This is a genomic window from Streptomyces sp. NPDC050743 (assembly GCF_044456925.1).
In the GTDB taxonomy this organism is placed as follows: domain Bacteria; phylum Actinomycetota; class Actinomycetes; order Streptomycetales; family Streptomycetaceae; genus Streptomyces.
Genome location: NZ_JBITGJ010000003.1, coordinates 74,410 through 87,104 on the forward strand (window position 1 = coordinate 74,410; position 12,695 = coordinate 87,104).

At 72.5% G+C, this 12,695-nt stretch carries 12 protein-coding genes; 5 read left to right on the forward strand and 7 right to left on the reverse strand.

The window, feature by feature from the left end:
• Positions 1-247 precede the first annotated feature (247 nt).
• From ACIBJF_RS04535 to ACIBJF_RS04545, 3 genes are read right to left on the reverse strand one after another with little or no spacing between them, the layout of a single operon-like run.
• Complete coding sequence (locus tag ACIBJF_RS04535) at positions 248-1,087, reverse strand: sugar phosphate isomerase/epimerase family protein (RefSeq protein WP_399172199.1); 840 nt, start codon at positions 1,085-1,087, stop codon at positions 248-250.
• Complete coding sequence (locus ACIBJF_RS04540) at positions 1,084-2,235, reverse strand: dihydrodipicolinate synthase family protein (protein ID WP_399172200.1); 1,152 nt, start codon at positions 2,233-2,235, stop codon at positions 1,084-1,086. The genes ACIBJF_RS04535 and ACIBJF_RS04540 overlap by 4 nt, the downstream gene beginning before the upstream one ends.
• Positions 2,232-3,383: a Gfo/Idh/MocA family protein gene (locus ACIBJF_RS04545; protein WP_399172202.1), complete on the reverse strand. Its 1,152-nt coding sequence runs from the start codon at positions 3,381-3,383 to the stop codon at positions 2,232-2,234. Before ACIBJF_RS04545 ends, ACIBJF_RS04540 begins: the two co-directional genes overlap by 4 nt.
• A gap of 222 nt (positions 3,384-3,605) precedes the next feature.
• Between ACIBJF_RS04545 and ACIBJF_RS04550 the strand changes: the two genes are divergently transcribed.
• The gene (locus tag ACIBJF_RS04550; RefSeq protein ID WP_399172203.1) at positions 3,606-4,664 is read left to right on the forward strand and encodes a LacI family DNA-binding transcriptional regulator; all 1,059 of its coding nucleotides are present in this window, start codon (positions 3,606-3,608) and stop codon (positions 4,662-4,664) included.
• Here ACIBJF_RS04550 and ACIBJF_RS04555 read toward each other — a convergent pair.
• Positions 4,650-5,879 carry an FAD-dependent monooxygenase gene (locus ACIBJF_RS04555; RefSeq protein WP_399172204.1) on the reverse strand — a complete coding sequence of 410 codons (1,230 nt, stop codon included), beginning with the start codon at positions 5,877-5,879 and terminating at the stop codon, positions 4,650-4,652. The two genes, ACIBJF_RS04550 and ACIBJF_RS04555, sit on opposite strands and share 15 nt — an antisense overlap.
• Before the next feature lie 138 nt (positions 5,880-6,017).
• Entirely contained in the window at positions 6,018-6,284 is a 267-nt protein-coding gene (locus ACIBJF_RS04560) for a hypothetical protein (protein WP_399172205.1), read from the reverse strand.
• Between the two features lie 385 nt (positions 6,285-6,669).
• On the opposite strand from ACIBJF_RS04560, the gene ACIBJF_RS04565 reads away from it, so the two are divergent.
• From ACIBJF_RS04565 to ACIBJF_RS04575, 3 genes are all read left to right on the forward strand, one after another.
• Positions 6,670-7,629, forward strand: coding sequence for a GNAT family N-acetyltransferase (locus ACIBJF_RS04565; RefSeq protein ID WP_399172206.1), 960 nt, complete (start codon positions 6,670-6,672; stop codon positions 7,627-7,629).
• Positions 7,630-7,639: 10 nt separating this feature from the next.
• Positions 7,640-8,440: a sugar phosphate isomerase/epimerase family protein gene (locus ACIBJF_RS04570; RefSeq protein WP_399172207.1), complete on the forward strand. Its 801-nt coding sequence runs from the start codon at positions 7,640-7,642 to the stop codon at positions 8,438-8,440.
• A gap of 98 nt (positions 8,441-8,538) precedes the next feature.
• Complete coding sequence (locus ACIBJF_RS04575) at positions 8,539-9,807, forward strand: MFS transporter (RefSeq protein WP_399172208.1); 1,269 nt, start codon at positions 8,539-8,541, stop codon at positions 9,805-9,807.
• A gap of 37 nt (positions 9,808-9,844) precedes the next feature.
• Here ACIBJF_RS04575 and ACIBJF_RS04580 read toward each other — a convergent pair whose 3' ends face one another.
• Positions 9,845-10,441, reverse strand: coding sequence for an RBBP9/YdeN family alpha/beta hydrolase (locus tag ACIBJF_RS04580; RefSeq protein WP_399172209.1), 597 nt, complete (start codon positions 10,439-10,441; stop codon positions 9,845-9,847).
• Between the two features lie 142 nt (positions 10,442-10,583).
• Between ACIBJF_RS04580 and ACIBJF_RS04585 the strand changes: the two genes are divergently transcribed.
• Entirely contained in the window at positions 10,584-11,996 is a 1,413-nt protein-coding gene (locus ACIBJF_RS04585; RefSeq protein ID WP_399172210.1) for a S28 family serine protease, read from the forward strand.
• Positions 11,997-12,007: 11 nt separating this feature from the next.
• Here ACIBJF_RS04585 and ACIBJF_RS04590 read toward each other — a convergent pair whose 3' ends face one another.
• Complete coding sequence (locus tag ACIBJF_RS04590; RefSeq protein WP_399172211.1) at positions 12,008-12,628, reverse strand: hypothetical protein; 621 nt, start codon at positions 12,626-12,628, stop codon at positions 12,008-12,010.
• Positions 12,629-12,695 lie beyond the last annotated feature (67 nt).

Here is a 12,695-nt window from a genome sequence, read left to right on the forward strand (position 1 = left end):
GGGGCGGGGGGGGGGCCGCCCGGGGGGCGGGGGGGGGCCGCTCGACCTTTGGGGGGCGGGGGGGGGCGTGGGGGCGTTCTTCGGGGCCGCCCCCCCCGGGGGGGGGGGGGCCCCCCGGGCCCGGCCCGGGCCCCCCCCCCCTCGGCTTTCCCCTCCGTATCAGAACCCCGTGAATCCCCCCCGGGTCCCCTCCCGGGTTCTGATGACAGGTACGACACCCGGAACCCGGAAAGGGTTGCACGCGTTCTCAAGATTTTTTGTGCACGTGTTCCACGAACCGCTCCGCCGTCTCCGCCAGCACCTCCCGGCCGTCCCGGGCCCACAGCCGCTCGTTGAAGAGCTCGACCTCGATCGGGCCGGTGTACCCGGCGGCCTCCACGTGGCCCGTCCACTCGCGCATGTCGATCGCGCCGTCGCCGATCTGCCCCCGGCCGTTGAGGACGCCCTCGGGCAGCGGGGTGATCCAGTCGGCGAGCTGGAAGGTGTGGATACGGCCGCTCGCGCCCGCCCGGGCGATCTGTGCCGGGGCCTGGTCGTCCCACCAGATGTGGTATGTGTCCACCGTCACCCCGACCTGGTGCGCGGGGAAGCGCTCGGCCAGGTCCAGGGCCTGGGCCAGCGTCGACACCACGCAGCGGTCGGCGGCGTACATGGGGTGCAGGGGCTCGATGGCCAGGCGGACCCCGTGGTCCTCGGCCCGGGGCGCGAGGTCGGCGAGGGCGTCGGCGATGCGTTCGCGGGCCGCCCGCAGGTCCTTGCCGCCGGGCGGGAGGCCGCCGCAGACCAGGACCAGGGTGTCGGTGCCGAGGGTGGCCGCCTCCTCGATCGCGCGCCAGTTGTCGTCCAGGGCGCGGGACCGCTCTGCCGGGTCGGTCGCCGTGAGGAAGCCGCCCCGGCACAGGGTCGTCACCGTCAGGCCCGCCTCCCGGAGAAGTTTCGCCGTCGCCTCGACGCCGTACTCCTGGACCGGCTCCCGCCACAGGCCGACCTGAGTGATGCCCAATCGCCCGCAGGCGTCCGCCAGTTCCGGCAGTGACAGCTGCCTCACCGTCATCTGGTTGATGCTGAATCGCGCCAGATCGGTCATGGGGTCACCCCGTACAGCGACAGCAGGTTCTTCATCCGTTCCTCGGCGAGCTTGGGGTCCGGGAACAGGCCGAGGACGTCGGCGAGTTCGTAGGCGCGGGCCAGGTGCGGGAGGGAGCGGGCCGACTGCAGGCCGCCGACCATCGCAAAGTGGGACTGGTGGCCGGCGAGCCAGGCCAGGAGGACCACGCCGGTCTTGTAGAAGCGGGTCGGGGTCTGGAAGAGGTGGCGGGCCAGCTCGACCGTGGGGTCCAGCAGGCTCCGGAAGCCTGCCGTGTCCCCCGTGTCCAGGACCCGTACCGCCTCGGCCGCCAGCGGGCCGAGCGGGTCGAAGACGCCGAGCAGGGCGTGGCTGAAGCCCTGGTCGTCGCCCGCGATCAGCTCGGGGTAGTGGAAGTCGTCGCCGGTGTAGCAGCGCACGCCGCGAGGCAGGCGGCGGCGGAGGTCGATCTCCCTGCGGGCGTCCAGCAGGGACACCTTGATGCCGTCCACCTTGTCCGGGTGCGCGGCGACGACCTCCAGGAACGTGTCCGTCGCGGCGTCCAGGTCGGCCGAGCCCCAGTAACCCTCCAGCGCCGGGTCGAACATCGGGCCCAGCCAGTGCAGGATCACCGGCTCGGCGGACTGGCGCAGGAGACGGCCGTAGACCTCCAGGTAGTCCTCGGGTCCGGAAGCGGCGGCCGCCAAGGCCCGCGACGCCATCAGGATCGGCTGGGCGCCCGACTCCTCGACGACCGCGAGCTGTTCCTCGTAGGCCGCGCGGATCTCCGCCAGGGAGCCGCCCGCGATCTGGTCGGTGCCGACCCCGCAGGCGATCCGGCCGCCCACACTGCGCGCCTCGGCCGCCGACCGGCGGATCAGCTCGGCCGCGCCCGCCCAGTCCAGGCCCATGCCGCGCTGGGCGGTGTCCATCGCCTCGGCGACGCCGAGTCCGTGGGACCACAGGTGGCGGCGGAAGGCGAGGGTGGCGTCCCAGTCGACGGCGGCGGGCGAGTCGGGGGACACGTCCGCGTACGGGTCGGCCACGACGTGCGCCGCCGAGAACACCGTACGGGAGGTGAAGGGGGTGCCCGGCGAGACGTGCGACGGCTCGGTGCGTGGCTCGTACGTCCGCAACGAGCCGTCCGCCGAAGGGAGTTGGATGGTCACAGCGCGATCTCCGGTACCTCGATCCGGCGGCCCTCGGCCGAGGACTTCAGGCCCAGCTCCGCGAGTTGGACGCCGCGGGCGCCGGCCAGCAGGTCCCAGTGGTACGGCGCGTCGGCGTAGACGTGCTTGAGGAACAACTCCCACTGGGCCTTGAAGCCGTTGTCGAAGTCGCCGTTGTCCGGGACTTCCTGCCACTGGTCGCGGAAGACCTCGGTGGCCGGGACGTCCGGGTTCCAGACCGGCTTGGGGGTCGCCGAGCGGTGCTGCGCCCGGCACTTCCTGAGTCCCGCCACCGCGGAGCCCTCGGTGCCGTCGACCTGGAACTCGACCAGTTCGTCGCGGTTGACGCGCACGGCCCAGGAGGAGTTGATCTGGGCGATCGCGCCGCCCTCCAGCTCGAAGATGCCGTAGGCGGCGTCGTCGGCGGTGGCGTCGTAGGGCTTGCCCTGTTCGTCCCAGCGCTGCGGGATGTTGGTGGTGGCGAGGGCCTGGACGGACCTCACGCGGCCGAACAGCTCGTGCAGGACGTATTCCCAGTGCGGGAACATGTCGACAACGATGCCACCGCCGTCCTCGGCGCGGTAGTTCCAGGAAGGGCGCTGGGCGGGCTGCCAGTCGCCCTCGAACACCCAGTAGCCGAACTCGCCCCGCACGGAGAGGATCCGGCCGAAGAAGCCGCCGTCGACGAGCCGCTTCAGCTTCATGAGGCCCGGCAGGAAGATCTTGTCCTGGACCACGCCGTGCCTGATGCCCCTGGCGTGGGCGAGGCGCGCCAGTTCGAGGGCGCCGTCCAGGCCGGTGGCCGTGGGCTTCTCGGTGTAGACGTGCTTTCCGGCGGCGATCGCCTTCTTGACGGCCTCCTCGCGGGCGGAGGTGACCTGGGAGTCGAAGTAGATGTCGACGCTGTCGTCCGCGAGGACCGCGTCCACGTCCGTCGAGACGTGGTCGAGGCCGTGGCGGTCGGCGATCTCGCGCAGGGCCTGCTCGCGGCGGCCGAGCAGGATCGGCTCGGGCCACAGCACGGTGCCGTCGCCGAGGTCGAGGCCGCCCTGGTCGCGCAGGGCGAGGATCGACCGTACGAGGTGCTGGCGGTAGCCCATGCGCCCGGTCACGCCGTTCATGGCGATTCGCACCGTCTTGCGTGTCACGTGAGTCCCCTCTGTCAACACAGGCAGCAAGCGCTTTCTATGGTGAGAAGCTAGCCTCTGGACCGTGGTCCGTACAAGACCGTGTCCCCTTCGAGTTGTTCGAGGGGGCGAACAACCGGGGGCCATGGCCTTAAGGTCTGCTCGACGGATTCTCGGAACCAGCGGCAGGACCTGGCTGTCTACGAGGGCGTACGACACGATGCGCGACCGGAGGACGACGAGATGACGGTGACCCTGGCGGATGTGGCGGCCCGCGCCCAGGTCTCACCCGCGACGGTGTCGCGCGTGCTGAACGGCAACTACCCGGTGGCCGCCTCCACGCGCGAGCGCGTGCTGCGGGCGGTGGACGAGCTGGACTACGTCCTCAACGGCCCGGCGAGCGCCCTCGCGGCGGCCACCTCCGACCTGGTCGGCATCCTCGTCAACGACATCGCCGACCCCTTCTTCGGCATCATGGCGAGCGCGATCCAGGCCGAGATCGGGGGCGTCGGGGGTGGCCGGGCGGGCGGTGAGCGGCTCGCGGTGGTCTGCAACACGGGCGGCTCGCCGGAGCGTGAGCTGACCTACCTGACCCTGTTGCAGCGGCAGCGGGCGGCGGGCGTGGTGCTGACCGGCGGGGCCGTGGAGGACGCGCCGCACGCCGCGGCGGTCGCGGCGAAGCTGCGCAAGCTCGCCGAGGCCGGGACGCGGGTGGTGCTGTGCGGGCGGCCGCCGGCGCCCGCCACCGAGGCCGTGGCGCTCACCTTCGACAACCGGGGCGGCGCACGCCGGCTCACCGAGCATCTGCTCGGGCTCGGCCACCGCCGCCTCGGCTACATCGCGGGCCCCGAGGAGCGCACGACGACCCGGCACCGGCTGGAGGGCCACCGGGAGGCGCTGGCCGCGGCGGGTGTGGCGGAGGACCCGCGCTGGACGGTGCACGGCCGCTACGACCGGCAGTCCGGGTACGAGGCGACGCTGGAGCTGCTGCGCCGTGATCCGTCGCTGACCGCCGTGGTCGCCGCGAACGACTCCGTCGCGCTCGGGGCGTGTGCCGCGCTGCGGGACGCCGGGCTGCGGATTCCGGACGACGTGTCGGTCGCCGGGTTCGACGATCTGCCGTTCAGCGTGGATGCGGTGCCCGCGCTGACGACGGTGCGGCTGCCGCTCGCGGAGGCGGGGGCCAGGGCCGGGCGCATCGCCATGGGGCGGGAGGAGGCGCCCCCCGGAGGCATCACGACCGTCCGGGGGGAGCTGATGGTGCGGGGGTCTTCGGGGGTGCCCCGGTCAGCCGGGAAGTGACCTTCCCAGCAGGGGCATCGGCGCCTCGCCCCTCCTGCGGTCCCGGTACCAGCGCTTGCCGGTGTCGTAGGCCCGGCGGGCGCTGCGTACGGCGGCGATCTGGGTGGCGAGGTGGACCTGGTAGCGCCAGGGGGTCTGGTTGCCCTGGCGTACCGACATGGCGTAGGCGAAGGAGACCGGGTCGCGGTCCAGGTAGTCGTCCAGCTGCTCGAACCAGGCCATGCTGGAGCGCGCACCCGCCTGGGTGGGGTGCAGTTCGGCGCGGCGGTGCTGGTCGTACTCGCGCAGTGCCGTCCGCCGATCCGGGTAGCTCGCGAGGCTGTGGGCCAGCACGATCGCGTCGATCATCGCGAGCCGGGTCCCGGACCCGAGCGTGAAGTGGGTGGTGTGCGCGGCGTCGCCGGCCAGGACGACGTTGCCGTCGACCCAGGTCCGGTTGCTGATGTGCTGGAAGCGCTGCCACTTCGCCGGTTCGCCGCGTGATCTGCTGATCAGGGAGTGGCCGTCGAGCGCACGGTGGAAGATCTTCTCCAGCAGGGGCATGGCGTCCTCGGGTTCGAGCGTGTCGAGGCCGAGGCCCTGCCAGGTCTGCGGTGAACACTCCACGATGCAGGTGCTGATCCCGTGGTACGACGGATAGGCGTGGAACCAGATCCAGCCGGCCGGGGTCTCCTCGAAGCAGAACACGAAGCTCTCGAACTGCCGGTCCGTGCCGAGCCAGATGTAGGGGTTGCGGCCGGTCTCCACCTGGGTGCCGAAGTGCTCGGCGCGGCTCTGCCGGATGCGGCTGCCCGCGCCGTCGGCGGCCACGATCAGGTCGGCCTCGGGCAGGTCGGCGGGATCGGCGAGCCTCTCCCCGTGCCGGACGTCGACGCCGAGTGCCCTCGCGCGCCGGGTGAGGACCTCCAGCAGGGCGGCGCGGCCCATGCTGTAGCCGTAGCCGCCGAAGTAGGCCGTGCCGTCGTGCCGGCTGCCGTGCAGACGGATCTCCTGGTCCTGCCACAGCACGGAACCGGCGCTCACCGCCCGTGCGCTCTCGGGGTCGTTGTGATGCAGGATGTCCAGCAGATCGTTCCAGTACACGACACCCCAGCCGTACGTCGCCTCCGGCGGGTCCCGCTCGATCACGGTGATCTCGTGACCGGCGTCCCGCAGCTTCGCGGAGATGGCGAAGTACAGCCCGGCCGGGCCTCCGCCCACGCAGACGATCCTCATCCGGTACCTCCGTTGTCAACGGCCGCTCCGGAACATCGCTTCCGTCACGTGTTCCGGCATATGGATCCGGGTGCCCGTTGGGGTCGGGCACCCGGATCCGCCCTTCGCTTGTCAGGGGGTGTCGGCTACTGCTGGCACTCAGTCACAGCCCCAGCCCCAGCCCCAGCCGCCGCCCCAGCCCCAGCCGCCGCCCCAGCCCCAGCCGCCCCAGCCCCAGCCCCAGCCGCCGCCGCCCCAGCCCCAGCCCCACCCGTCTGAGTGGTACGTGGCGACGTGCGCGGGAGCGGACGCGGGAGCGGAGGAGGTGGCAGCCTGGGCCGCTCCGGCTCCGGCCGCGATGGCCAGGATCGGCGCCGAGCAGACCGCGATGGCCACTCTCTTCATCCGGGTGGTGTGTGCGCGCATGATGAGCCCCTCTCCGGAGGGTGTGGTTGACTTGCCGGGCGGCCTCTACGGGCCGTCCGTTGCGCTCCCTTGCCTGCGCGTCGCTCGGAGCGCGCCCGCCGCCACGCGATAAGCGCTCTCACGGCGGACCGCCACGTCCGTGATAAAACGGACATAAGTGGCGTTCACCATCAAAGCTACGACAAGGTCGCGACGTAGTCAAAAGCAGGACTCCGTACCGCCCTAAAGAACAGGCAAAGGGAGCGGACCCGGGTCCGGACAGCCAACGCCCGTGCATCCCAGCAGATTTGGTACGCCGCCGAGCCGGACCGTGGACGCGGTCGGGCGGTGAGCCTAGGCTCTGAGAGACGGTATCTCTGACTGAGTCAAACATCTGGGGGCTGACATGACCGTCCAGGACGTCCGCGCCTTCAACCGCTTCTACACGGGCGTCATCGGCGCCCTCGACTACGGCCGCCATCTCTACGCCCCGTACACCCTCACCGAATCCCGTGTGCTGTACGAACTCGCCCAGGTCCCGCACCTGGACGCGGTCGATCTGCGCACCCTGCTCGACCTGGACGCCGGATATCTGAGCCGGATCCTGAACAAGTTCGAGGACGCCGGACTCATCGAGCGCGGCCCCTCGCAGAGCGATCCGCGCCGGCGACGGGTACGGCTCACCGCGCGGGGCCGGGAGGCCGCCGCCCTGCTCGACGAGCGGGCCCGGGAGACGGTCGGGGCCATGCTCGGCACCGTGGACCCGGCCGACCGGCCCCGGCTGGCGCAGGCCATGCGGACCATCCAGCAGGTCCTCGGCGAGGACGGGGACCGGTCCGAAGAGGTCGTGCTGCGCGAGCCGCGCCCCGGCGACCTCGGCTGGATCGTGCAGCGCAACGCGGCCCTGTACGCGGCCGAGTACGGCTGGAACACCGACTACGAGGGGCTGGTCGCCCGGATCGTCGCCGACTTCGCGGAGGACCACGACCCGCATCTGGAACGGGTGTGGATCGCCGAGCGGGCGGGGCGCCCGGTGGGCTGTGTGATGTGCGTACGGGACGACGCACCCGGTACCGCGCGGCTGCGGCTGCTGCTGGTCGAGCCGGAGGCGCGCGGGCACGGCATCGGCGACCGGCTGGTGCGGGCCGTGATCGACTTCGCGCGCGGGGTCGGCTACCGCGACCTGGTGCTGTGGACCAACGACGTGCTCAGCGGCGCCCGCCGGATCTACCAGCGGCACGGTTTCGTCCTCGTCGCGGAGAAACCGCACCGCTCCTTCGGCAAGGATCTCGTGGGCCAGGACTGGCGACTGGATCTGCACGAATCGGGCGAATGGCGAGTCACGCAACGGGCGAATGACGAGTAGGGTCCGGGCCATGAAGCTGGCGTTCTCCACTCTCGGTGTCCCCGGCCTGCCCGTCCCTGAGGTCCTGGCGCTCGCGACCGCGCACGGCTACCACGGCGTCGAACTGCGCGCCCACCCCGAGGAACCCGTCCATCCCGGCCTGACCACCGCCGAACGCGCCGCGACCGCGGCCCGTTTCAAGGAGGCCGGGGTCGAGGTCCTGGGCCTCGCCGGGTACGCGCGTGTCGCCGCGCCCGGTGACGACGCACCCGTACTGGCGGAGATCCGGGACCTCCTCCACCTCGCCCACGACCTGGGCGCGCCCTACGTCCGGGTCTTCCCCGGCGCCGACCCCGACCGCCCCCTGGCGGAGTCCGACGCCCTGGCCGCCCGGCGGCTCGGCACCGCGGCGGAGGACGCCGCCGCGCTGGGGGTGCGGATCCTGCTGGAGACGCACGACTCGCATCGCACCGGTGCCGACGTGATCCGGGTGCTGGGCCCGGTCGGACACCGGCAGGTGGGTGCGCTGTGGGACGTCATGCACACCTGGCTGGGCGGCGAGCAGCCCGCCGACACCTACGCGGCGCTTGCTCCGCATCTGGGGTACGTGCAGGTCAAGGACATCGCGTCGGCGCAGGACACCACGCCGCTGCCGCTCGGCTCCGGGGTGCTTCCGCTCACCGAGTGCGTTGACGTCCTGTGCCGGCGCGGGTGGGACGGGTGGCTGTGCTGGGAGTACGAGAAGCGGTGGTACGAGTCGGCTGCGCCGCTTGCGGGGTTGTTGGGCGCGGGACGGGAGCACTTGCTGCGCTTGCTGGGTGAGGCGGCGTAGGCACTCATCGGACACAGCCCCGCGCCCCTGACGGGGTGCCGCCCCGGCCCCCATGTAAATCGCTGGCCCGGTCATCGGCGCCCGGTTACCCTCCCTCGGTGATTCAGCCGCTCATCGACGTACGCCCCCTGCGCACCTCACCCCTCTTCCGGCGGCTGCTGGTCGGGCGGACCGTGTCCACGCTCGGTGGCTTCATGACCATGGTGACGGTCATGTACCAGGTGTGGGACATGACCCGCAGCACGGCGTGGACCGGTGCGGTCGGGCTCGCGCAGGCGGTGCCGCTGGTGGTGTTCGGGCTCTTCGCGGGCGCCTGGGTGGACCGGGCGGACCGGCGGCGGATCTATCTGACGGCGAACGTGGGCCAGGCGGCCTGTTCCGTGCTGCTGGCCGTGCAGGGCTTCACCGGGCACGTCCCGGTGACGGCCGTCCTCGCCCTGGTCGCCGCGCAGTCGGCGTTCGGCGCGCTCGGCGCCCCGGCGGCCGGGGTGTTCGTGCCGCGGCTGCTGCCGAAGGACCAGGTGGCCGCCGGTCTGGCCCTGAACCAGGTCACCGGCCAGTCGATGATGCTCCTCGGGCCGGCCCTGGCCGGTGTGCTGCTGGGCTGGCTGGGCATCGGCACCTGCTATCTGCTGGACGCCCTCAGCTTCGGCGTCAGCTTCTACGGCGCCTTCGGGCTGCCCGCGTTGCCGCCGCAGGGCGAGCCGTCGCGGGCGGGCCTGCACGGGGTGCTGGACGGGCTGCGGTTCCTGGCCGGGCACCGGGTGGTGCGGGGCGCGCTGATCACCGACCTCGCCGCGACCGTGCTGTCCTTCCCGGTGAGCCTGTTCCCGCTGGTCAACGCCGAGCGGTTCGGCGACGACCCGCGCACCCTCGGCCTGTTCCTGTCGGCCATGGCGGTCGGCGGCGTCACGGCCACCGCGCTGTCGGGCGCGGTGACCCGGCTCGGCCGGCCGGGTCCGGTCATGCTGGGCGCGGCGGCCGCATGGGGCGCCGCGCTGGTCCTCTTCGGGCTGACGACCAACCCGTGGCTGGGCCTCGCCCTGCTCGCCGTCGCGGGCGCCGGGGACGCCATCTCGGTCGTCTCCCGGTCCACGATCGTGCAGACCCGCACCCCGGACGCGCTGCTCGGCCGGGTCACGGCGGCCGAGCAGATCGTCGGCCAGGCGGGCCCCAGCCTCGGCAACGTGCGCGGCGGCCTGGTCGCCGGCTGGACCAGTGGCGCGACCTCGCTGATCACCGGCGGTCTGCTGTGTCTGCTGGCGGTGGGGGCGGTCGCCGCGACGACACCGGAGCTGCGGGACGAGGCGGAGGGTGCGGCCGAGGGGGCCGCCGAGGCGCCAGCCCCGGCCACCGAATCCCCCTGACACCTTCCTGAGAGCCGGGCAGCCTCCCGAGGGCCTCTCAAACGGACCGCGCCGGGCGTGCCGTCAGCGGTGCGGTGCCGGTCAGGCACCAGTCCAGGACCGCCGGCCAGGGGCCGTACCCGGCGTCGAGGTCGAGGTGGGCGGCGCCGGGGATGATGTCGGCGGGCAGGCCGAGCGGCTCGGCGTAGACGCTGTCCGCGCCCTCGGGACAGTACGGGTCGTCGGTGCCCGCGACCAGCCGGGCCGGGCCGGGAAGCGGGGCGTCGGGGGCGGGCGGGGCGAAGGCGGAGACCTCCGGGAAGGAGGCGAGGGTGGCCGGGGACGGCGGCGCGACGAGCAGCACCCGGTCCGCGTACCGCAGTTGCCCCAGGCCCCGGGCGGCGGCGTGCAGCCACAGCACGGCGGACAGGCTGTGGGCGACGACGACCCGCTCCCCCGAGCCGTCCAACTCCTCCAAGTGGCGGGCGAGTTCACCGAGCCACACCTCCAGGTCCGGGTCGTCCGCCTCGGGCAGCTGCGGATAGGTGACCCGGTGGCCCAGCCCGGTGAGGCGGTCGGCGAGCCAGTGCTGCCAGTGCCCCTCGGGGCGGTGGTTCTGCCAGCCGTGCAGGATGAGGCACGAGCGCGTCGTCATGCCGCCGATGATCTCCGAGCCCTCCCTCACGGTCCAGCCACCCGGGGCGCCGATGAGGCAACTCCCCCTGATGTGGGACCAGTTGCTCCGATAGCTTCCGGCGCACATGTGTCTCACAACAGTCACACAGGGGAGAGTGCGCATGCGCAAGGCGCTCAGATGGCTGCTGGCGCTCGCCGTGTTCATAGGCACGCTGAGCACGGCGGGCGCGGCCACCGCCGCCCAGTCCGGTCCCACCGACATCAAGGACAGACTGCTCGCCGTACCGGGCGTGAGCCTGATCCAGGAGAAGCCGTACCCCGGCTACCGCTACTTCGTCCTGAACTACACCCAGCCGATCGACCACCGCCACCCCGACCGCGGCACCTTCCAGCAGCGCATCACCGTGCTGCACAAGGACACCAGCCGCCCGACGGTCTTCTACACCGGCGGCTACAACGTCTCGACGACGCCCTCGCGCCGCGAGCCCACCCAGATCGTGGACGGCAACCAGGTCTCCCTGGAGTACCGCTTCTTCACTCCGTCCCGCCCCGACCCGGCCGACTGGTCCAAGCTCGACATCCGTCAGGCGGCCGGCGACCAGCACCGCGTGTTCGAGGCCCTCAAGCCGATCTACGGCGGCCGCTGGATCGCCACCGGCGGCTCCAAGGGCGGTATGACGGCGACGTACTACGAGCGCTTCTACCCGCGTGACATGGACGGCGTCGTCGCCTACGTCGCCCCCAACGACGTCGTCAACAGCGAGGACTCGGCCTACGACCGCTTCTTCGCCGGCGTCGGCACCAAGGAGTGCCGGGACCGGCTGAACGCCGTCCAGCGGGAGGCGCTGGTGCGCCGGGAGCCGCTGGAGAAGCGGTACGCGCGGTACGCCGCCGACAACGGCTACACCTTCGACACCATCGGCGGCCTGGACAAGGCGTACGAGGCGGTCGTCCTCGACTACGTCTGGGGCTTCTGGCAGTACAGCCTGCTGCAGGACTGCGACACCGTCCCGGCGCACGCGGCCACCGCGAGCGACGACGAGATCTGGAACTCGGTCGACACCATCTCCGGGTTCTCCGCCTACACCGACCAGGGACTCGAACCGTACACGCCGTACTACTACCAGGCGGGCACCCAGCTGGGGGCGCCGACCATCCACTTCCCGCACATCGAGCGGAAGTTGATCCGCTACGGCTACCAGCCGCCGCGCGACTTCGTGCCCCGCTCCATCCCGATGCGCTTCCAGCCGCAGGCGATGCGGGACGTGGACACATGGGTACGGCACCACGCCACGCACATGCTGTTCGTCTACGGCCAGAACGACCCCTGGGGCTCGGAGCGCTTCCGGCTCGGTGCCGGCGCCCGTGACTCGTACGTCTTCACGGCACCCGGCATGAACCACGGCGCGAACGTCGCGGGCCTGGTCCCCGACCAGAAGGCTCTCGCCACGGCTCGCATCCTGCAGTGGGCCGGGGTTTCCTCCGCCGACGTCGCCAAGGCCGAGCCGCTGGCCGCGTTCGACGCCAAGCTGGACGTGCGGGACCCCGAGCGCGAGCCCGCGCTGCGGCCGTAGGGGCGGTTCCCTCACAGCCGCCGCGCACAGCCCACCGGCCTGGTGCCGCCCAGCTGGACGTACAACGCCGTCGACGCCGGGCAGTCCGTGCGGTCGGGGACGGCCTTGGTGATGCGGTACTCGGGTTTTCGGCGGGCCGAGCCGTCGCACGCGGTCTCGCGCACCTGGCCCTTGCCGGAGGCGTAGACGCAGTCGCCGGGGATCGTGCGGGGGCCGCCCCCGCCCCCAGGGTCGCCGGGGTGCGGGGGCTCCAGGCCGCGCATGCAGGCGTAGCCCTCGGGGATCGCGCCGTCGCCGTCCTCGTCGGCGGCCGCGGACCGGGCGCTGATGTGCAGCACGAAGTCGGTCGTCGGCGGGCACAGGGGGCCGTCGGCGGTCGCGCCGTCGTAGCGGGCGACGACCCTGGCCGCCGCCCGCTCGCTCGCGCAGGGCACCTCGGTGAAGCTGGTCGTGCCGAAGGAACTGCACTCGCCGACCGCGAGGAACTCGGTGCCGTAGCCGCCGCTGGTGGCCGGGGTGGGGCGGGCGTCGCCGACGGGGGCGCCCGCCCCACCCCGGCAGCCGGACAGCAGCAGGGCGGCCGGCAGCAGGCAGGCGAGGCACGCGGTCCTCACGGCACCTTTCCCACGCATGGCACCCCCCTGACACCCCGGTCCAGCGTGGCCCTCGGCGGCGCGGCCACGCCAGACATCAAGGAGG